We start from the raw sequence: 23,591 nt of genomic DNA on the forward strand, positions 1-23,591 counted from the left end.
AAATTAATTTTAAACAATAAATATTATGAGCGATATACTAAAACGTCTAGAAGGACTTTCACCAGAAAAGCGAGAATTAGTTTTACAAAAGCTGAAAAAGCAGCAACAATCTGCACAAAATAATAACAGGCTAACTCCACCCCTAACACCCGTATCAAGAGAGCAACACCTTCCCCTCTCCTTTGCTCAACAAAGACTGTGGTTTCTCGACCAACTAGAAGGCGAAAATTGTGTCTATAACGTACCGTTTTTCTGGCAAATTAGCGGATTTTTGAATATAAGTGCGTTAGAAAAAGCGATCGCAGAAATTGTCCAACGTCATGAGGTCTTACGTACTAGTTTCTATGTTGCCGATGAGTCACCGATACAGTTGATTCATGCTCATCCTCAACTGACAATGCAACTGCTAGATTGGCGACAATTGACACAAGCAGACCAGTTAAGCAAGGCGCAGCAGTTAGCAGCAGAAGAATTACAACAGCCCTTTGACTTATCAAATCCTCCTTTGCTGCGGGTAAAGTTGTTGCAACTGGCCGATCAATCTCATCTGCTGTTGCTGGTTATCCATCATATTGTTTGTGATGGCTGGTCAATGGACATCTTTCGCCGGGAATTGTTCAGCCTTTATACTGCTTTCTGCGCTGGAAAACCTTCTCCTTTACCGGAATTATCTCTACAATATGCCGATTTCGCCCACTGGCAAAGACAATGGTTGCAGGGAGAGGTACTGCAAACCCAACTCAATTACTGGCAAAAACAATTAGCCGGAGTCCCGCCTCTGTTAGAATTTCCCACAGATAGACCCCGCCCATCAGTGCAAAGTTTTAGGGGACGGAGTGAGTTTTTAGAACTCAATCAAGATTTAACGGAGAAGTTGAAGCGTTTGAGTCAGGAGTCAGGAACTACCCTGTTTATGACAATGCTTGCAGCATTTACGCTGTTATTGTCGCGCTACAGTGGTCAACAGGATATTGTAGTTGGTTCTGCGATCGCTAATCGCAACCGTCGTGAGACAGAATCCCTAATTGGCTTTTTTGTCAATACCTTGGCATTACGTACCAATCTACAAGGGAATCCAAGTTTCTTAGAATTACTCGAACGAGTCAAGCAAGTAACCCTAGATGCTTATGACCATCAAGATTTACCCTTTGAGAAACTAGTCGATGAATTGGGTTTAGAGCGATCGCTTTCTCATCATCCTCTGTTTCAAGTGGCGTTTGGTTTGCAAAATGAAACCCAAGAGAAATTAGAAATTCCTGGATTAACCCTAACCCGTTTCAAGTGGGAAAACACAACGACGCTGTTTGATTTGTCGCTGATGTTCCGTGAAACTCCTCAAGGCTTGGTAGGAGAATGGGAATACGCAACCGATTTGTTTGACGCTAAAACCATTCAACGGCTGACGGGGCATTTTGCCGTTTTACTTCAGGGAATTGTTGATAATCCTCAACAAAACATTAATAATCTGCCATTAATAGCAGAAAGCGAACGTCAGCAACTCCAAAACTGGAATCAAACTAAAACTGATTATCCCCTGAATCAAACTTTGGTTGACTTGTTTGAAGCTCAAGCTGCCAAAAACCCTAATAATCTCGCTTTAGTATTTGAATCTCAAAGCTTAACCTACCAACAACTTAATCAAAAAGCAAACCAACTAGCTCATTATTTAATTCAAAATTATCAAATTAAGCCAGATACTTTAATTGGTATCTGCGTTGAACGTTCTTTAGAAATGATTATTGGTGTCCTCGGTATCCTCAAAGCGGGTGGAGCTTATGTGCCGATTGATCCAAATTATCCTCAAGAACGAATTGAGTTCATGTTAGAAAATTCTAGGACATCGGTGTTGCTAACCCAAAGTCACCTCAAAGAGCAATTACCTTTAACTAAACTGAAACACCAGATCATTTGTTTAGATCGAGAAAATTTTAATTCAGCATTAACAGATAATCCCAATCCTCAAAGTACTCCTGATAATTTAGCTTATATAATTTATACCTCTGGTTCAACGGGACAACCCAAAGGGGTAATGATTGAGCATCGCGCAATTGTCAACCTAAGTTTAGCCTGGGCTGAAACTTTTCAAGTTCAATACGATAGCCGTTGGCTTCAGTTTGGCTCTTTTAGTTTCGATTTGTCTATTGGTGAAATTGCCACTGCTTTATCCGCAGGTGCTTGTTTGTACTTAGCTAAGAAAGAAACTTTGTTACCTAGTCAAACTTTAGTTGACTTATTGCGCGATCGCAAAATTTCCCATTTCACCTTATCTCCTTCCGCCTTATATGTATTACCTCAAGCCTCGTTACCGGATTTGCAAGCCGTAATCGTTGGTGGTGAAGCTTGTGCAGCCGAGTTGGTTACACAATGGGGCACAGAAAGACGTTTCTTTAACTGCTATGGGCCGACGGAATCGACGGTTATCGCCAGTATATCTAGTTGTGAACCGAATGGGAAAAAACCTTCCATTGGGCAACCTATAGCTAATAACAGCATCTACATTTTAGATGCTCATCATCAACCATTACCGCCTGGGCTTCCTGGGGAATTGTGCATCGCTGGAGTGGGTTTAGCACGAGGCTATCTCAATCGTCCAGAAACTACCGCCGAAAAATTTGTTGAAGTTGAAATATTTGGCAAAACTGAGCGAATTTACAAAACTGGCGACTTAGCAAGATGGAGAGACGATGGAAATCTTGAATATCTCGGTCGCATTGACGATCAAGTTAAACTACGGGGCTTCCGAATCGAACTTGGTGAGATTGAATCGCTATTATTGCAGCACTCTTTAGTTAAAGAAGCTGTTGTTATTTTATATGAAACTGATAATAATCCCAGGTTAGTAGCTTATGTCACGGCATCGGAAAAATCCAGCAATTTAAGCAGTCAACTCAAAGACTACCTAAAAATTCACCTGCCGAATTACATGATTCCTAGCCAGATTATGGTATTGGATCAGTTGCCCCTTACCCCTAACGGTAAGCTAGATCGTAGAGCATTACCAGCACCAGATACAGCTACTTCTACTAACTTTGAAGCCCTTGTTACTCCAACTGAAGAACTGCTGGCTACTTTATGGCAAAGTCTTTTAAAAGCTAAGTCTATTGGTCGTCAAGATAACTTCTTTGAATTGGGTGGACATTCCCTGTTAGCAACCCAATTGGTTGCCCGCATTCGTGACAGTTTTGGAGTAGAAGTAGCCGTCCGCAAGATATTTGAGCAAAGTGTTTTGTCTGATTTGGCTGGGGAAATTGACAAGGCTACTTCGAGTGTCGCCTTACCACCGATTACACCACAGCCTGAAAATGCTCCCAAAATTTTGTCATCTTCCCAATCAAGACTCTGGTTTTTAGACCAACTTGAAGGCATAGGAACTTCGGCTACCTACAATATGTCAACAGCGCTGCAACTTGACGGCAAGTTGAATATAAAGGCGTTGCGTGCAAGTTTTGATTATCTCCTCGATCGCCATGCCATTCTACGCACTTATTTTCCAGCACTGGAGGGAGAGGCGCAAGTAGTCGTCCAAAATTCGGAGGATATAGAAGTACTAGCGATCGCAGATTTACAGTCACTCGATCCTCAGTCTCAAGCAGAAACTGTACAACGTTTAGCCGATACCCATGCACAAGAACCCTTCGATTTAAATACTGGCCCCCTGTTCAAAGCGCAACTGCTGCAACTTAGCGAACAGAAAAATGTACTGATGATTAATATGCACCACATTATCAGCGATGGCTGGTCAATGGGTGTGTTTAAGCGCGAATGGGAACAAGCTTATGCTGCTTTTGCTACGGGGTATACTCCAAATTTGTCACCGTTGCCGATTCAGTATAGCGATTATGCAGCTTGGCAGCGCAGTTGGCTACAAGGGGAGATTTTAGAAAGCCAGGAAAATTACTGGAAACAACAACTAGGCGATGCTCCCCGATTGCTGGATTTGCCTACCGATCATCCCCGTCCAGCGCAACAAAGTTACCAAGGTGGGCGTGAGGAATATCCTTTAAGCAGTGAACTGACTCAGAAACTCAAAATCGTCAGTCAAAAACACGGGGTTAGTTTGTTTATGACCCTGTTAACGGCTTTTAGTATTTTACTATCTCGTTACAGCCGTCAAGAGGATTTATGTATTGGTTCTGCGATCGCTAACCGCACCCATAGCAACACAGAATCATTAATTGGATTTTTTGTCAACACCTTAGTATTGCGGAGTAAAATTAAGCCAGAGCAAGGATTTAGTCAGTTACTCCAACAAACCCGCCAAACTTGCTTAGATGCCTACGCTCATCAAGATATTCCCTTTGAGTATTTAGTAGAACAGTTACAACCAGAACGCAGTCTGAGCCATAATCCCTTATTCCAAGTGATGATGGTGTTCCAAAATACTCAAGAAGCAGGGAAAAATATTAGTTTACCAGGGCTGGATATTCAATATTTAGAGCAAAGTTTACCATTTGCCAAGTTTGACCTAACACTGGATCTTTGCGAAAGGGGCGGCCAACTCCATTGTATGTGGGAATATGCCACAGATTTATTTGAAGTAGAAACAATTCAACGGATGGCGGGACACTTTGAAGTCTTGCTAGAAGCAATCGCCCAAAATCCCCAACAACCGATCAGTAAACTACCCTTAATCACAACCGCAGAAATTCAACAACTGCAAATTTGGAATCAAACCAAGATCAATTATCCCAAAAATCAGACTTTGGTGAGTCTGTTTGAACAACAAGCAGCACAAATGCCCGATAACATTGCGATGGTGTTTGAAGATCAAAGCCTGAGTTATCAAGAACTCAACCAAAAAGCTAACCAGCTAGCCCATTATTTGTTGGAACTCAAAAGGGAGCAACAATTACCTGATAATCCATTAATTGCGATTTGTGTGGAGCGATCGCTCTTAATGGTCATTGGCTTGTTTGCTATTCTCAAAGCGGGTGGTGCTTATGTGCCGATTGATCCGAGTTATCCTCAAGAACGCATTCATTTAATGCTGGAAGATAGTAATACTTCTGTATTACTAACAACAAACCCCATCAAAAAGCAACTTCCCCTAGAAAAACTAAAAAACCCCTGTCAAGTAGTATTTCTAGAGAAAGAAACATGCGCTAATCAGCCAACAAATAATCTCAACTTACAAAGTAGCCCTGATGATTTAGCTTATGTAATTTATACTTCTGGTTCTACGGGAAGGCCAAAAGGTGTAGCAGTTTGTCACTCTTCACTGACGAATTTCTTATATTCAATGAAGGAAAAGCCTGGAATAGCTGCATCCGATACTCTTCTGGCTATCACCACTATATCCTTTGATATTGCTGCACTAGAAATTTATTTGCCTCTTATAGTGGGAGCCAAAATTGTTCTAGTCAGTCGTGAAATTGCTTCTGACAGTTTACAGTTATCAGAACAATTGCTTAATGGTATCACTTTCATGCAAGCGACTCCAGCGACTTGGCGCATATTATTAGCCGCCGGATGGAAAGGTTCAACACAACTAAAAATCCTCTGCGGCGGTGAGGCTTTAACCTGGGAACTTGCTAATCAACTACTAGAAAGAAGTGCTGAACTCTGGAATCTTTATGGCCCGACAGAAACCACTATTTGGTCAGATATTTATCAGATAAATAATTTTGAGAGAAAAAACTATTCTCAAGGCGCTGTGGTATCTATCGGGAAGCCCATTGCTAACACCCGGATTTATATTCTAGACACCTATAACCAACCCCTTCCTCCTGGTATTCCTGGGGAACTCTGCATTGCAGGTGCGGGTTTAGCACAGGGTTATTTGAATCGTCCCGATTTGAGTGCTGAAAAATTCATTGACCTCAATCTCTTCAACCAAACTGAGCGGATTTATAAAACTGGCGATTTAGCTCGTTGGCTACCTGACGGCAATTTGCAATATTTAGGTCGCATCGATCGCCAGGTCAAACTTCGTGGTTTCCGCATTGAATTAGGTGAGATTGAAGCGTCTTTACTCAAACACTCAAAAATTCAGGAAGCAGTTGTCATTATCCGAGAGGACAGTGATTTCGATCAACGTCTAGTAGCATACATTGTCCCAACAGGAACAGAGGATGAAGACCTTCAAGGTGAACAGGTAGAATTATGGCAACAAGTTTTCAATGATGCTTACCATAAATCACAAGATCCAGAAGATGACCCAACGCTGAATTTGGCTAGCTGGAATGATAGTTATACAGATAAACCTTATCCCAAAGCTGTAATGCAAGAATGGCGGGATAAAACTATTGACCAAATTCTGGAACTTGCACCCAAACGGATCTGGGAAATCGGTTGCGGGACTGGGATGTTATTGTTAAAAATTGCTCCCCATTGTCAAAAGTACCTGGGTACAGATATTGCCACAGCAGGGTTACATTATATTGAACAACATCTTCAACAGCAATCTCTCAAAGAAAAAGTTACTTTAAAACAAAGTGCAGCTAACCAATTTAACGGTATTGAGACAAATAATTATGATCTGGTAATACTCAATTCTGTTATTCAGTATTTTCCTTCTTTAGATTACTTATTAGAAGTTATCAGAGGTGCTGTTAGTGCGGTGAGAAATCAAGGAAAAATATTTATTGGAGATGTGCGAAATCTCCATTTACTAGAGGTTTTTCACACCGCAGTGAAATTTTATCGTGCCCCTGATGAATTATCAATTAAGGATTTGCGTCAACAGATTCAAAAAAGTATTCACACCGAAGGCGAGTTACTAATTGACCCTGATTTATTTATCGCCCTAAAACAACGATTTCCTCGGATTAGTCATGTACAAATTCAATTGAAACGAGGTGATGGTCAGACGGAAATGAACCGTTTTCGTTATGACGTTGTTTTACATTTGGATCAAACAGATACTCCCATTGTGGAACCTGAATGGTTAGATTGGCAAACTGAGGAACTTAATTTAGAAACAATCGAGAGAATTTTAACTACTCAGCAACCCGATTTTATAGGTATTAAGAATATTCCGAATGCACGTCTAACTTCAGAAATGTTGCTGTTAGAAAAAATTAGTCAATTGGATGGTACTATTTCAGACTTAAAAGCCGCTGTTGCCGAAGTCAGATCAGGGATAGAACCCGAAGAATTCCGAAATTTAGTACGAGATTTGCCCTATACGGCTTTTATCCAATATAGCCCCACAGAATTTTCTGATTACGATGTTGTTTTTCAACGGAATATTCCTGGACAGGTGACACTACCAAGATTTAATCAAGAGGGAAATTTGCGGTTGAAACCTTGGCAACATTATGCTAACCAACCATTACAATATCGCACCAATCAAGTTGAGCCAGCGTTATTAGAAGAATGGCGAGATAATCTGGAAAAAACTCTTCCAGATTATATGATTCCTAGCCATTTTATTGTTTTAGAAAAACTGCCGCTAACACCAAATGGCAAAGTAGATCGCAAAGCTTTACCCGCACCAAATGCAACCATTTCATCAACAAACATTGAATTGCCTGTAACCCCGACAGAAAAATTGCTGGCCGAATTGTGGGCGAAGCTGCTTAAATATGAAGCGATTGCCCGCCATGATAACTTCTTCAAGTTGGGAGGACATTCCCTATTAGCCACCCAAATGTGCTACCGCATCCGCGACACTTTTAAAGTAGAACTGCCACTGCGTCAAGTATTTGAGTCTCCTATCCTCAGCGAATTGGCAAATTATATAGATAGCTGCATTTGGGTTAATTTTTCCACAGCAGATATACAACCTTTAAACTCAGACGAAGAGGAAATTGAACTATGACTATGACACAAAATCAGCAAATAGTTTCTTTAATGCTTCGTTTGCAGAACATAGGCTGCAAAATTTGGGCTGAAGATGATAAGTTACGGCTTCGTACTAGTAAAAATGCCTTAACTTCTGAACTCAAGCAAGAAATTCAAGCCAACAAAGCAGATATATTAGCTTTCTTAAATTCTGCCAAAGCTGGATCTGTCATGGCAGAGGAAATTCCAACTTTACCAAATGATGTCCCCAAACCGCTTTCCTTTGCTCAACAACGCCTCTGGCTGTTAGGGCAACTCCAAGGGCCATCAGCTAGTTATAATATGCCGATCGCTTTACAACTGGATGGAAACCTCAATATTGATGCTTTGCATTCTAGTTTGGCTTATCTGCTTAATCGGCATGACAGTCTGAGAATGTATTTTCCCACAGTGGCGGGACAACCCCAGGTTGCGATCGCAAATTTAGACGACATCGAAGTTTTAACGTACCAGGTACTGGGGACTGGGAACTGGGGATTAGGGACTGGGAATCAAGAAACAAGCGTTCAGCGTTTTATCGATGCTCATGTTCAAGAACCGTTTGACTTAAATACTGGGCCTTTGTTTAAAGCAAAACTGCTACAACTCAAAGGGCAGAAATATGTGTTGCTTATCAATATGCACCATATTATTAGTGACGGCTGGTCAATGGGGATCTTTGTTCGTGAGTTACGGCAAGTCTATACCGCCTTTGCTCAAGGTAAGACCCCAAAACTTGCACCATTGCCCATTCAATATAGCGACTACGCAAACTGGCAACGCCACTGGTTACAAGGGGAAGTATTAGAAAATCAGATTAATTACTGGAAAAATCAACTGGGCGATGCTCTTCCATTACTGGAGTTGCCTACCGATTATCCTCGTCCAGCGCAGCAAAGCTACCGAGGCGATCGCGATCGCTATTCTTTATCGGCTGACTTAACTCTTGCCATTAAAACTCTAAGTCAACAACAAGGGACAAGTTTATTTATGACTTTGTTGGCGGCTTTCAGTATTTTGCTTTCTCGTTACAGTCGCCAAGAAGACTTATGTATTGGTTCTCCTATTGCTAACCGCATCCATAGCCATACGGAAGGATTAATTGGCTTTTTTGTCAATACTTTGATACTGCGTAACCAAATCAAGCCTGAGCAAAGTTTTATCGAGTTCCTGCAACAAACTCGCCAAAATTGTTTAGATGCATACTCTCATCAAGACATTCCCTTTGAGTATCTGGTAGAACAGTTGCAACCAGAACGCAGTATGAGCCATAACCCCTTATTCCAGGTCATGTTAGCACTGGAAAATAACGAAAGTCCCGACCTAAGTTTGCCAGGATTAGAGATTGAATGGTTTCCATTAAGCTATCCGTTTGCTAAGTTTGACTTAGCACTTATGGTAATAGAATCTAATAACCAGTTATATTTAACTTGGGAATACGCCACCGATCTTTTTGAAAAGGGTACTATCCAACGAATGGCGGAACAATTTGAAGTTCTGCTGAAGGGAATTATTGATAATCCTCAACAACCTATCAATACTTTACCTTTGATGACAGCGCCCGAACTTCTGCAACTGCAACGCTGGAATCAAACTCAAAAAGATTATCCTGACGATAAAACTTTAGTTGATATATTTGAACAACAAGTTGCTAAAAACCCTAATAATCTCGCTTTGGTGTTTGAATCCCAAAGCTTAACTTATCAGCAACTCAATCAAAAAGCGAACCAACTTGCTCATTATCTAATTCAAAATCACCAAATTAAACCAGACACTTTAATTGGTATCTGCGTTGAACGGTCTAGTGAAATGATTATCGGTGTACTCGCTATCCTGAAAGCAGGCGGGGCTTATGTGCCGATTGATCCCAACTATCCTAAAGAGCGTATTGAGTTCATGTTAGAAGATTCTGGGACATCAGTGTTGCTGACCCAAAGTTTTCTGCTAAATCAATTACCAATCGCTGAACTGAAAAAACCCTGTCAAGTAATTTGTTTGGATCAGGAAACTTTTACTACGTTAAAAGAAAATCCTAGCCCTCAAAGTACGCCTAATAATTTGGCTTATGTAATCTATACTTCTGGTTCGACGGGGCGACCAAAAGGGGTAATGATTGAGCATCAAGCAATTGTCAATTTAAGCTTGGCTTGGTCTGAAACTTTTCAAGTTAAACAAAACAGCCGTTTACTTCAGTTTGGTTCCTTTAGTTTTGATCTATCTGTTGCTGAAATTGCGACTACCTTCGTCACTGGTGCTTGCTTGTATCTTGCTAAAAAAGAAACCTTGTTACCCAGTCAAATTTTAGTTGACTTCTTAACTCATCATAAAATTTCACACGGATTTTTATCTCCTTCAGCCTTATCTGTCTTGCCTCAAGCAACCTTACCCGATTTGCAGTGTCTAACTGTTGGTGGTGAGGCTTGTTCAGCAGAATTGGTGGCACAGTGGGGAATAGAGCAGTATTTATTCAATTGTTACGGGCCTACAGAATCTACGGTTAATGCTGCGATCGCACTTTGTCATCCTAATGGAAAGAAACCACCGATTGGTCAACCATTATCTAATATCCGCGTTTATATATTAGATCCTCACAACCAACCATTACCTCCTGGCATACCTGGAGAATTATGCATCGCTGGTGTGGGTTTGGCACGAGGCTATCTAAATCGTCCAGATTTAACAGCCGAAAAATTTATCAAAATTGAATTATTCGGTCAAATTGAGCGAATTTACAAAACTGGCGACTTAGCAAGATGGAAATCTGACGGAAACCTTGAATATCTGGGTCGAATAGACGATCAGATTAAATTACGGGGCTTTAGAATTGAACTCGGTGAAATTGAATCGATTTTGTTGCAACATTCATTAGTTAAAGAAGCAATTGTCACCTTATATAAAACTGAGAGTAACCAGAGTTTAATTGCTTATGTAACGGGAATCAATAATGATTTGTCTACCCAATTAAAAAATCATCTAAAATCCTGTCTGCCCGATTATATGATTCCGGCTCAGATCATCGTATTGGATGAGTTGCCTTTAACTCCCAATGGCAAAGTTGACCGGAAATCTTTACCTACTCCAAATGGAGTAATTGAGGGCTTATATGTAGCTCCACGTAACGAAATTGAACAACAACTGGCGCAAGTTTGGTCTGCTGTACTCGAACATCAAGATATTGGGATTCATGATAACTTTTTCGATTTGGGCGGTCATTCTTTATTAGCAATCAAACTGCTCAATAATATTCAACAGGTGTTTGGGCAACATCTTTCTTTAAGTAGTTTATTTCAGAATCCTACTATTGCTCAACTCGCAGAACAACTCTGTAATACTGAGCTTCAACAGTCAAATCCCGATTTACTTTTACTCCAACCTCAAGGAAATGCAACCCCTCTATTTTTTCTTCCTGGCGCAAACGGACATGGCTTCTATTTTCGAGATTTGACCATCAATTTAGGAACTGAGCGACCAGTATATGGACTCGAAACTCCAGGAAGAGACGGCTCTAGCGCACTCCCTGAATCAGTAGTAACCCATGCAAATCAATTGATTGATATATTGCGTCAACAGCAAGCGAAAAGCCCATATATATTAGCAGGATACTCTTCAGGTTGTGCCGTTGCTTTTGAAATTGCTTCCCAACTCGAACAGCAAGGTGAAACGGTAAGTTTACTAGCTATCTTGGATGCTGGACTGGTTTCTCAGCCTGAGTATTTTACTGATAGAGCAGAGCTTGATTGGATCTGGCAATTAATTCGACGAATTGAAGTATTAAAGGGAGTTTCTTTAAGACTACAATACGACGATTTAGCTGCTCAACCTAATGATCTGGCTAGGTGGAATCTAGCAGCAGAGTATTTGTACCAAAATAATGTTTTACCGGAACACTCCACCCTTTCTTTACTCAAAACCAATATGAAAGTGATGAAAGTGCTAACGCTCAATTACGCAAATTATCAGCCTTCTCATCCAATTTCTGCTCCTATTGTTTTATTCCGCGCTCAAGAAGTTAAGGAGATTGTCTTGCAAGAACTCCAAGCTTTTTCTGATTACGATCTACCCGATTGGGGATGGCAAACCTATACTCAAAAGCCTGTCAAAGTAATTTCTGTACCTGGAAACCACGGACAAATGCTTTATGAACCCAATGTCAAACTATTAGCCGCACAATTACATAATTTGATGGTAAATACAGCAGAATAGAGTATTTCAATAGTCTATTCTTACCCTTTTTTAGTCCACTATAAAATGATTCTGCAATAGGTATAATGGAAACTACTTCTATCAGAATTTCCGATGAAACCCTGCGTGATGGAGAACAACAAGCAGGCATCTTCTTCTCTTATCCAACTAAACAAAAACTTGCCTATTCCATTGCTCAAACGGGAGTACATGGACTCGCTATCATGCCCAGTGTTTGTAAACAAGAAGAAGAATTAGTCAAATCATTAGTATTAGAGGGATTGGATAGTCTGATCACTGCTTGTACCTTAATGGGAAAGGAGTACATTGATAAAGCCAAAATGTACGGAGTTAAGCGCATTATTCTTTTTTATGGTCTTTCCGATCGCCTGCTGTTTTTGCGAGATCCTCAGATCCGTTTGTTGAATGAGTTTAAAGGAAAAACCATTGATGACGATATCCCTAAAAAAGTAATCGAGATAATTCGCCAAAACGCTATTGATACAATTGTCGAAAATTTGCGCTATGCCACTAAGGTTGCTGGTCTTAGGGTAGATTTTGCCGCCGAGGATGCCTCAAGAGCCGATTTTGACTTTTTAGTGCAATGTATCCGCTCATGTAGCCCTTATATTGAACACTTTTTGCTTTGTGATACAGTCGGAATCCTCAGTCCAGAAAAGAGCTATATCTGGGTTAATGATCTGCTCCAACGTACAACAGGCGTTGCTTTCGGGGTACACTACCACAATGACATGGGCTTGGCTCTCGAAAATACTCTCCAGTCCGTTATGGCTGGAGCGACTTTAGTATCGGGTACATTTTCCGGGATTGGTGAGAGAGCTGGAAATGTTGCGATCGAGCAGGTATTAAATGGATTGCGAGTCCGTTTCGGAATCGAAGTCAAAGGGATTAATTATGATGCGATCGCCGCAGTGACTAATTACATTGAGCAACTGGGGATTCGTCCTGCTCCCCCTTACTCTCAAACTGCTCAACGCCACGAATCAGGTATCCATGTCAATTCTTTGTTTAGCGATCCTCAAAGCTACGCTGCTTTGCGTTACAGCACTATAGAAGTTCTCTTCGGCAAATGGAGTGGAGTCAGTAATTTTCAATATCTATTTGAAAAGCAATTACAAAATCCCCAACCCAGAAATCAATATGAAAAAATGCGCTCAGTGATCAAATCTCTTGCTGTTGAGCAAGAACGTTATTTTACAGCCAACGAGGTATTAGAGTTATGGAAAAATGGGGTCTTTAAATAATCTATGCTCTCGTATAGTAGCTCGCTACTCTCATGGGATGGGAAAAAATATCCGCGAGCTACATCCTACAGCTAAAACATATAGACTTTGTTTGCACATTACTGTAAAACCCTAAAAGCATTGCAAAACAAAGAATGTAGTCAATATAGTAAAATACCAAAATTATTCAGTCAGCCTCAAGAGTCTTAACTGATTTCTAGAATATGCAATCTAAAACCGTTCATAATCAATCCCTAACCAATACCCCTTCAGCTTTTACTCAATTTTGGGAAGATATCAAAGCGATCGCAGACCCTTACTGGTATCCCACAGAGGCATGGGGACGAGCATTTTCAGACGTGATTCGTGCATGGGGAATGCTCATTATCCTGATATTATTAATAATAATGCTTGTCGGCGTAACTGCCTTTAATAGTTTTGTTAGCCGCTATTTGCTAGATATCATTACTGAAGAAAAAGATATTAATGAATTTATTAATACATTATTAGTTTATGGTGCTGCCCTTATCTGCGTAACACTCTTAGTAGGATTTTCTAAATTTGTTAGAAAAAAAATCGCTCTTGATTGGTATCAATGGCTAAATAATCATGTTTTAGAAAAATATTTAAGCAATCGTGCCTATTATAAAATCAATTTCAAATCCGATATTGATAATCCAGATCAACGAATATCCCAAGAAATTGAACCTTTAATCAGAAATGCTCTCACGTTTTCGGCTACTTTCCTAGAAAAAGTGCTGGAAATGGCAACTTTTTTAATAATTATCTGGTCTCTTTCCCAATTTGTTGCAGTTGTATTGGTTGTTTATACGATAATAGGCAATTTAATTGCTGTTTATTTGGCTCAAGAATTGAATAAAATTAAACAAGAGGAACTCGAATTTGATGCAAACTATGCTTATAGCCTGACTCATGTACGTAATCACGCTGAATCAATAGCTTTCTTTCAGGGAGAAAAAAAAGAACTAAATATAATCCAGCAAAGATTTAATAATATTATTCACAGTGCTAAACGCAAGATTAATTGGGAGTTAACTCAGGATATTTTTAATAGAGGATATCAGGCGGTTATCCAAATATTTCCATTTATAGTATTCGGTCCTTTACAGATTAAAGGTGAAATTGAATTTGGAGAAATTGCTCAAGCCAGTTTAGCTTGTAATTTGTTTGCTACTGCTATGGCAGAATTAATTAGAGAATTTGCAACTTCAGGACGATTTTCTAGTTACGTTAAACGTTTGGGTGAGTTTACAGATGCGTTAGAATTTGTTACCAAAGAACCAGAGAAAGTAAGTACTATTAAAACAATAGAAGAAAACCATCTCGCTTTTGAGAATATCACTTTACAAACACCCAACTATGAACAGGTGATTGTTGAAGATTTGTCACTTGAGGTTCAACCTGGAGAAGGTTTATTGATTGTTGGGCCAAGTGGTCGAGGTAAAAGTTCTCTGCTGAGAGCGATCGCTGGCTTGTGGAATGCAGGTACTGGTCGTCTGGTGCGACCTCCATTAGAAGAAGTGTTATTTTTGCCCCAACGTCCTTATATAATTTTGGGAACTTTGCGTGAACAATTGCTCTATCCCAATACAACTCGTAAGATGACCGATGCAGAACTCAAAGAAGTTTTGCAACAAGTCAACCTACAAAACTTGTTGAGTCGAGTAGATGGCTTTGATACAGAAGTTCCTTGGGAGAACATATTATCACTAGGAGAACAACAACGCCTTGCATTTGCACGACTACTAATTACTCATCCTAGATTTACTATATTAGATGAAGCAACAAGTGCTTTAGATTTGAAAAATGAAGAGAGTTTATATCAACAGTTGCAAGACACAAAAACAACTTTTATCAGTGTTGGACATAGAGAAAGTTTATTTAATTATCATCAATGGGTTTTGGAACTATCAGGAGATTCTAGCTGGCAAATTATTAGCATACAGGATTATCAACTACAAAAAGCAAAAGAAGTTGTCATTAATCTTCCTAAAAAGCCTGAAATCACAATAGATGTTTTACCCAACAATGAATCCCAAGCTAAACCAGAAACATCTATTGAGATAGATACAGTCGAAGGTCTTTCTCATAAAGAAATGCAGATATTAACAGACTGTAGCATTAACACCATCAGAAGCAAGGCTAGCCTTGGGAAGTCCATTACTGCTAATGATGGCTTTACCTACCGCTATGACAAAGACCCAAAGGTGTTGAAATGGGTACGAGCTTAACGAATATTTTTACTTTTTAAAATCAAGGTCATGCTAACTAAACAGCAAAGACAACTAATTACTTACAAGACTATTTCAATTTATGAAAGAACCTATCAATTACCAGTTCTAAAAAATAATGCTGTAAAAATAGTTCAGAAAAAAATTAGAGAACGTCAAAGATTAATTAAAGAAGGCGTTCGATATCGTCATCAGCTTGGCGGGATAATTAAGCGAAAAGAAGAAATTAGCCAAGGAGAAGTTTTTGAGGAAATCCAATTATTTATTAAAGATTACAGTCATATTATTGATTTTTTAGAAAATTACAAAGATAATTATCATGATTTTTTATTAAATCTTGCGGATGACTTAAAAGAATTATTTAAACAAAAATATTTGGCTATAAAAAGCTTAGAAGACGAAAGAAGTAAATTAGAGCTAAAAAATCATAACAATCCGAAAATACTTGATGAGCTAACATGGGAAAAGCAAGAAAATCTCAAAGCAGTTTTGCTACTGAGTAATGCTTATTTCTTAATGCTAGAAAAAATAAAATTGCTTGGTGAAGGAATTAAAAATCTTGCAGAAGATACAAAAAATCAAAAAGAAGTTGTTCAACAAATAGTAAAAGATTTAGAAGTATATCAAGAGATTTACGAATATCAAAGAAAAGCTTATAAAATTCGTCAGGAAATAGCTAAAATTGCCCACACTGCAATCAACATTGAAAATTCTTTACAAGATTACTTTAGTCCCTTTCAATCTTTAATAGATGAAGTCATAAAAGTAGATGAATATTTTTATGCAACTGTTGGAGATATTAAAAATTTAGGTGATAATATTTTAAAGCATCAATCAAACTTATTTAACCTGGAAAAAAACGAGGCTATTTCTGAAAGTTTTCTCGATTTCATGGTGACAAGTTATGAGAAAAAAGCCAGATTAAAAGATGCTTTTATTCAATCTCAATTATTAGATTGGCAAATCCATAATTTTGATTTGAGTGAAAATGATGTCTTTTTAGACAAGGGCATTGATTTAATATCTAACTATATATCCAAGCAACTAACAGATCAAAGAAAAGCGCTAAGTATAGCAGAAGTAAATTTTGTCTCTACAGATTCTCTATCTCCTGTTGAAGAAACAGGATTGATAGGGCTAACTAATAATAATGTTACGTTGCCAAAAAAAATTCCCAGCAATAAAGCTATTGATTATACCCAATTGCGGGATCTCCTAGCACAACATCACTGGAAAGAGGCTGATATTGAAACCACTAAAATAATGCTACAAGTCATGAGTAAAAATTATTGGAATGAAGTTTATAAGGAAGATATTGATAACTTTTCTTGTCAAGACCTTCATACTATCGATCAACTTTGGGATCAATATAGTTATGGCTATTTCGGCTTCACTGTTCAGCAAACTATCTGGAGTGAAATGGGTGGTCAGGTAGACTACGAAACAGAAAAAAGACTTGGCGATCGCCTTGGTTGGCGAAAAGAGGGAAACTGGTTAGACTATGAGCAACTAACTTTTAAATTGTCACCTATGACACCGATGGGACACTTGCCAGCCCAATGGTTACACTACGATCAACATAGTTTTGACTTAGCCCAAAAATCATCTACAGAACACCTTTCAATGGGAGCTTGGCGGGTCAAGTCTTGGTTAGTTTGGCAGATGCATTTATTCTTTTCTCGTATAAAAACTTGTCAAGAAACTTTCTTATGCGATAATCGCACATTTATTAAGAATAGGAAAAATTAGAGCTAAAGCTAATTTGAGGATAAACATGAGTAATAGTAAGCATTCTGATATAGAAATAGAAATTTTACTTTTTGGGAAATGGCGTTTTGATACGTCCTCCGAAAAAGTTACTATTGAATTTAAAGATGATATGACTTATGAACAAACCACGGTTCAAACATTGCTTTTCTCTAAACCTAAAGAACTTATAACAGGGAATAAATTTACCGGGGTATGGTACGTAAGTCAAAAAAAATTGTATTTAAATGTTAAAACTATGCCAAAATCCTTTTTGAATTTAAGGATACCACTAGTTTTTAAGATATCTATTGCAGATATGATTGCTACTTTAGGTTCGGTACTTATGGTAGAAAATTATGAAGTTATGAAAATTAATAGTTCTAAATTTTTAATGAAGGATAAAGAGCAATCAATTCTTGGGACAAAAATAAATAATATTAATATTAGAAAGTAACTTTATTTTGTCACTCTGGGTATGCTTACGGCGGGCTTAAACACGTTATTTTTGATAAAATTAACTTTCAGCAATTACAATTACGGGCGGTAACATTTCTAAAACTGTAATGCTCAAATCAGGAAACTCTAAAGGTGAAATAGTCGCATCTTCTGCCAAAATCACTTCACTTTGATAGCCATCCTGAGTTGGTTCTCGAAAGACGTGCAATTGACGACTAACCACATCTAACACCCAATAATCTGTAATTCCCGCTTGCGAGTAGGCTTGAGCTTTGATTTCACAATCTAGTTTCAGGCTGCTATCTGCTACTTCAATAATCAGATAAACTTCTTTTGGAGTGGGATGGTGATCTGCATAGTCTAGTGGATCTACTTTAACGACAGCTATATCCGGTTCTGGTTCAGATCGTGCGTTTAACTTTACTGGGTCTTGAATACATACCCAAGCCCGATTCCTCAAACTATTTTGCAGTAATCTATCTGTTCTTCCCACTGCTGAACGATGGGCTGTCCCTTTAGCAATCATCCAAATAATCTTTCCTTCTAGGAGTTCTACTCGTTCATCTGCACCAAAAATCCCAGCCTCAGCCATCCGATGGTATTCTTCAACTGTCCACAGGCGAAGCCTTAACGTCGTTTCTGTGTTTTGCATGGCTTGTTTCACAATTGCGAGAAGTAATTAATATTTTAGCCAGTTTTACTTGACACAGAAAAAATAGTATGATATTAGCAAGATATTTCGCTTTAGTCAACTTAACCTAAAATCGGCTGTTAGAAACCGCGTCTATAAAGTCAAAACCCGCACAGGCGGGTTTCAGACTCTTGATTTAACCTTAGCCCAAATCGGTGTAACTCTCGTTTGTGTGCCCATAACCTCTCAATACTTCTCGGTTAAGCATTTTTAATTCGGAATCGGATTTTGGGAAAAGGGTAAGGGTTAAAGGTTTTTTCTTTCCCCTTCCCCTTTTCCCCTTAACCTAGAAGTATTGCGTAACCTCTGCGAATTCAACTTGTTAAAGCTGCTAATCTTCTAAAATTTGGATTTCATCAAGTTGATTGATCACCACATCTGCACCTCGAACATTATCTGACTTACCCACCCAAGTGATACCAATACAACCTGCGGCTTTAGCATCACGTGCCATTTGCATATCACCAACGGCATCACCTACCATCAAGGTAGCACCTGGTTCAACTCCCAATGCTTCGCAAGCTTGCAAAAATAGGACTGGATCTGGTTTGCTCGGTCCCTCATCTACTCCCATTTTTAACTGGATATAATCGCTTAATTGGTGATGCGCTACAAATTTATTTACTTCATTGGTTGTTGCAGCTGAGAGGATACCGAGTTTTAAGCCTCCTTTGCATAGGTATTTTAACAAGTCTAAGCTACCCACAAATAGCGGTGAAGGAGTTTGTTCGATGTATTTTTCTGCTTCATCCAAAGCTTGACGGGCTATTTTTAAGGATTCAAACCATCCTTTCCCTGTTTCGGCAATATATGCCGCAGCCGCAACTTCTGTTTCGCGGCGACTCGCTACCGATATCAAGCCTGCCGGATCTAGAAGATTGCCATTAATGCCAAATGCCATTAATAGGGGTTCCCCAGTTCCAGGGATTTGAGCATCTATTAATCTTGTTGCCTTTTGTGCGAGCGATCGCAAATACGTTTCTGAATCTTCTAGAGTACCGTTTTTGTCAAACAAAATTGCCTGAATATTATCAAAAGTGATTTTTCTACATTTAATAGTTGCCACAATATTTCACCCCACTTATTTAGTCAGAAGTTATGAGTTTTTATTCCTAACCCCTAACTGTTCCCAATTTTCCACATAAAAAAAGAGGGTTTTTCCCTCTTTATACAATGATTTAATACTCTTACTTAAAAACAAGTAAAACTATAAAATGTATTATTCTTCAATAGCTGCTGGAATTTCTTCTTCAGTTTCCGTGGCTGCTGGAATCTCTTCTTGAACTTCCGCAACTACTGGGGTTACTTCTTCAATTTCTGCTGCTGGTGGAATTTCTTCTTCTAGTTCTGCTGCTGGTGGAATCTCGTCTTCAAGTTCTGTTGCTGGTGGAATATCTTCTTCTGCTAAAACATCAGCAGGTGCAGCAGGCGCAGCAGTAGCACCTTGTTGCTTGGCTAACAGTTGTTCACGATATTTAGCAGCCATTTCTTCTGCCTTATCGTAAACCAAATCCCGGTTTTTAATCATGTCGCCGGGTTCGGGTTCTAGCTGCTTGGTAGATAGGGAAATGCGACCCCTTTCTGCATCCAAGTCAATGATCATCACTTTCACTTCATCATTGACATTGAACACGCTATGAGGTGTATCAATATGTTCGTGGGAAATCTCAGAAATGTGTAGTAGACCACTGACACCACCAATATCGATGAAAGCACCGTAGGGTTTGATACCACGAACTGTACCAATTACTACTTCCCCGACTTCTAGGCGGTTCATCTTGCGTTCAACCAACGCCCGACGATGAGATAGAACCAAGCGGTTACGTTCTTCATCCACCTCTAGGAATTTCAATGGCAGTTCTTCGCCTACCAATTCTTCTTTAGGTTTGCGAGTACTGATGTGAGAACCTGGGATAAAGCCACGTAATCCTTCAATCCTTACCAATGCACCACCGCGATTGGTTGCAAACACGCCAGAACGGACAGTGGCATCTTCTGCTTGCAGCTGTCGCACGCGTTCCCAAGCCCGCATATATTCAATACGGCGAATGGAAAGGGTTAATTGACCATCTTCGTTTTCATCGGTAAGGATGAAAAACTCACGCGTTTCGTTTGACTGTAAGACTTCTTCCGGGCTATCCACCCGGTTAATAGACATTTCTTGTATAGGAATATATGCTGCGGTTTTAGCACCAATGTCAATCAGAGCGCCGCGCGGCTCTATACTGAAAACTGTTCCTGGCACAACATCGCCAGGGCTAAAATGATAATCGTATTTGTCAAGTAGAGCAGCGAAATCTTCGTGAGTGAATCCAATTTCTGTAGCGGTTAAATTCTGATTGACCATGCTGATTTGTTCCTGGTTCTAGTCTCCGTAAAGGTTGTGCGACAAGCGCGATGTACTATGTAAGCAGTTCTATGGCAGTTTACACTTAACATCCTTTTTCATCCTAGCGCAGAAAAGCTAGTATTAACACATATCTACTCCCAAGATTGGAAATTATATCACAATATAAAAATGATTGGTTATTTACTTAGTATTTAAAATTAACAAAGGACAAACACAATAATATCCGTTGCTCCTACAATTAGTAGCAACGGATACTAACTTCTTTAAATCAGCTAAACGTCTGGTAATTAGGATCTACTTATCTTTTGGTTTCTCAAAGCGAGGTGGTTCGCGAAATGCGATCGCAAAAAAGATAGTACCTATACACAGAGTAAAAATCAAGATGTACGCAACGCTTTCCATATTATGAATTCCTGCCTATCCAGCTAGTTAATGAGGGATTAGGTACTGGGTATTGGGGATTTGGAAAAGTCTTGCCAGTCCCCAGTCCCCAGTCCCCAGTCCCCAGTATCTTAAAGGGCTTCCTTCCGGCGGGTTGATTTGTCACCCACTTTCTGGAATAGCCCCCACTCAACTTGCTCTTCTAGATCCGCATCAACACCTGCAAATACGTCTCGGTAGATTGTCCGAGAGCCATGCCAGAGATGACCAAAGAAGAACAGCAGAGCAAATACAGCGTGTCCAAAGGTAAACCAACCTCTAGGACTGGTGCGGAATACACCATCAGAGTTCAAGGTTTCGCGGTCAAATTCAAAGATTTCGCCACCTTGAGCTTTACGGGCATACTTCTTCACATCAGCTGGTTCTGTAAAGGTTTTACCATTCAGATCGCCACCATAGAAGCTGACGGTGACACCAGATTGCTCGAAGCTATACTTTGATTCTGCCCGACGGAAGGGAATGTCAGCGCGGACAACTCCATCAGCATCGGTCAAAATTACTGGGAAGGTTTCAAAGAAGTTGGGGAGACGACGCACGGTCAATTCCCGTCCTTCAGAATCTTTGAATACGGCGTGACCTTGCCAAGATTGGGCAATACCATCACCCTTCACCATCGGCCCTGTACGGAATAGACCGCCTTTAGCGGGGCTATTACCGACGTAATCATAGAAAGCCAGTTTTTCAGGAATCTGCGACCAAGCTTGGTCAAGGGTTGCACCTTGAGCAACGTCAGTTTGGACGCGGCGCTGAATTTCTTGACGGAAGTAGCCTTGATCCCATTGGTAACGGGTAGGGCCAAACAATTCGATGGGAGTGGCAGCGTTTCCGTACCACATAGTACCAGCAACAACGAAAGCAGCAAAGAAGACTGCTGCAATACTGCTAGAAAGTACTGTTTCAATGTTACCCATCCGTAGGGCTTTGTAGAGCCGTTCGGGAGGTCTAACTGTGAGGTGGAATAACCCTGCAATAATACCAACAACACCAGCAGCAATGTGGTGAGCCGCAATGCCACCAGGGTTATATGGGTTAAAACCATCTGGGCCCCATTCTGGTGCTACTCCCTGGGCAGCCCCAGTTATACCATAAGCATCAGAAACCCATATTCCTGGGCCAAATAGTCCGGTGACGTGAAAAGCACCAAATCCAAAACAGAGTAGACCAGATAAGAACAGGTGAATGCCAAACATTTTTGGCAAGTCTAGAGCAGGTTCACCAGTGCGGGGATCTCTAAAGAGTTCCAAATCCCAGTAAACCCAGTGCCATACGGCAGCTAGGAATAAAAGACCGGAAAGAACAATGTGAGCCGCAGCAACGCCTTCAAATGACCAAAAGCCAGGATCACTTGCTGGGCCACCAGTAACGTTCCAACCACCCCAAGATTGGGTAACGCCCAAACGCGACATGAAGGGTAGGACGAACATCCCTTGCCGCCACATCGGATTGAGAATTGGATCGCTAGGGTCATAAACAGCCAGTTCGTAGAGTGCCATCGAACCAGCCCAGCCTGCTACTAAGGCTGTGTGCATCAGGTGTACAGAAATCAGTCGCCCTGGATCATTCAGAACGACTGTATGTACTCGGTACCAGGGTAGTCCCATCGACTACGCTCCTCCTCGATGAGTTAGTTTACAAAGCAATTTTCTTACTGAGATTCTAAGGAACGAAATTCGCCACTCAGAAAACTCTCTCTTGTTTTTTGTTATTGCCAGAGCCAGAGTACTACCACAGTTAGTCTTATAAGTTAGACAGCGTGGGAGATGAGGCAATGCTTACTCGCTTCGGGAGGTTTACCTTGTAGGGTAGCCACCGCCAAGCAAAAAATGAGAATGTTTTAAAAAGTGTAACTATTGATGGAATTGTTTGCAAGCGTGTAAATTGATGCGATCGCGTAGCATCTCAAAGTTTTTTCGCTACCAATCCCTCTTGGAGATTAAATTTACTTATCTTTAATCTTTAACTTATATGAGGGGGGCAGAGGGCAGGGGGAGCAGGGGAGGCAGGGGAAGCAAAGGAAGAAAGAATAACTAATGCTCAATGCCCCATAGCCCATACCCAATTCCCCATAGCCCATGCCCATGCCCATGCCCAATATCCAATACCGATCCTACTGAACCACCAAATGGATATTTTGCAGTTGGCACTTTGCCTCAGCTGTGTTTAGGCGTTCAATTACCTGTTCAGCACTCATCAAACGCTTGAGTACTACTTGACCTATGCTAGTACCTGCTGTGACTGGTATTGTCGGCTTCACTTCCACGGTTAAAATGGCTTCTTCAACTCGATAAAGCCATAGCAATTCGTTTTCTTCCACTAAACAAATATTCATTCGCTGAATATCTGGTTGCCGTCGCCATGCAGTTACTTGCCAGAGTCCATCAGATGCCCAGACTCTAGCAACTGCCCATCCCTCAGATAGAAAGAAATACTTCACGCTTTTAGTCTCACTATTAAACTTTCAA

At 40.1% G+C, this 23,591-nt stretch carries 12 protein-coding genes; 6 read left to right on the forward strand and 6 right to left on the reverse strand.

Features of this window, described 5'->3' with window-relative positions; all coding sequences use genetic code 11:
- Positions 1-25: 25 nt before the first annotated feature.
- From IQ274_RS10785 to IQ274_RS10810, 6 genes are all read left to right on the forward strand, one after another.
- Entirely contained in the window at positions 26-7,762 is a 7,737-nt protein-coding gene (locus IQ274_RS10785) for a non-ribosomal peptide synthetase (protein WP_194142244.1), read from the forward strand.
- Entirely contained in the window at positions 7,759-11,967 is a 4,209-nt protein-coding gene (locus IQ274_RS10790; protein WP_194142245.1) for a non-ribosomal peptide synthetase, read from the forward strand. Before IQ274_RS10785 ends, IQ274_RS10790 begins: the two co-directional genes overlap by 4 nt.
- Before the next feature lie 65 nt (positions 11,968-12,032).
- Positions 12,033-13,211: a 2-isopropylmalate synthase gene (locus IQ274_RS10795; RefSeq protein WP_163929147.1), complete on the forward strand. Its 1,179-nt coding sequence runs from the start codon at positions 12,033-12,035 to the stop codon at positions 13,209-13,211.
- A gap of 203 nt (positions 13,212-13,414) precedes the next feature.
- Positions 13,415-15,442, forward strand: coding sequence for an ABC transporter ATP-binding protein/permease (locus IQ274_RS10800; RefSeq protein ID WP_194142246.1), 2,028 nt, complete (start codon positions 13,415-13,417; stop codon positions 15,440-15,442).
- 30 nt (positions 15,443-15,472) lie between these two features.
- Entirely contained in the window at positions 15,473-17,191 is a 1,719-nt protein-coding gene (locus IQ274_RS10805; protein WP_194142247.1) for a GUN4 domain-containing protein, read from the forward strand.
- Between the two features lie 25 nt (positions 17,192-17,216).
- Complete coding sequence (locus IQ274_RS10810; RefSeq protein ID WP_163929144.1) at positions 17,217-17,645, forward strand: hypothetical protein; 429 nt, start codon at positions 17,217-17,219, stop codon at positions 17,643-17,645.
- Positions 17,646-17,705: 60 nt separating this feature from the next.
- On the opposite strand, the gene IQ274_RS10815 is transcribed toward IQ274_RS10810, so the two are convergent.
- The 6 genes from IQ274_RS10815 to IQ274_RS10840 form a co-directional block, all read right to left on the reverse strand.
- A complete protein-coding gene (locus tag IQ274_RS10815) occupies positions 17,706-18,299 on the reverse strand; it encodes a Uma2 family endonuclease (protein WP_163929143.1) in 594 nt (197 codons plus the stop codon).
- A 370-nt stretch (positions 18,300-18,669) separates the two neighbouring features.
- Positions 18,670-19,404: an HAD-IA family hydrolase gene (locus IQ274_RS10820; RefSeq protein WP_163929142.1), complete on the reverse strand. Its 735-nt coding sequence runs from the start codon at positions 19,402-19,404 to the stop codon at positions 18,670-18,672.
- Positions 19,405-19,557: 153 nt separating this feature from the next.
- On the reverse strand, positions 19,558-20,685 hold the full coding sequence (locus IQ274_RS10825; RefSeq protein WP_114081687.1) for a 30S ribosomal protein S1: 1,128 nt from the start codon (positions 20,683-20,685) through the stop codon (positions 19,558-19,560).
- Positions 20,686-20,982: 297 nt separating this feature from the next.
- A complete protein-coding gene (locus IQ274_RS10830; protein ID WP_012409025.1) occupies positions 20,983-21,090 on the reverse strand; it encodes a photosystem II reaction center protein T in 108 nt (35 codons plus the stop codon).
- 110 nt (positions 21,091-21,200) lie between these two features.
- A complete protein-coding gene (gene psbB / locus IQ274_RS10835; RefSeq protein ID WP_163939591.1) occupies positions 21,201-22,730 on the reverse strand; it encodes a photosystem II chlorophyll-binding protein CP47 in 1,530 nt (509 codons plus the stop codon).
- A 506-nt stretch (positions 22,731-23,236) separates the two neighbouring features.
- On the reverse strand, positions 23,237-23,563 hold the full coding sequence (locus IQ274_RS10840) for a hypothetical protein (RefSeq protein WP_163936087.1): 327 nt from the start codon (positions 23,561-23,563) through the stop codon (positions 23,237-23,239).
- Between the last annotated feature and the right edge of the window lie 28 nt (positions 23,564-23,591).

Source organism: Nostoc sp. LEGE 12447 (genome assembly GCF_015206985.1).
Classification (GTDB): Bacteria; Cyanobacteriota; Cyanobacteriia; order Cyanobacteriales; family Nostocaceae; genus Nostoc.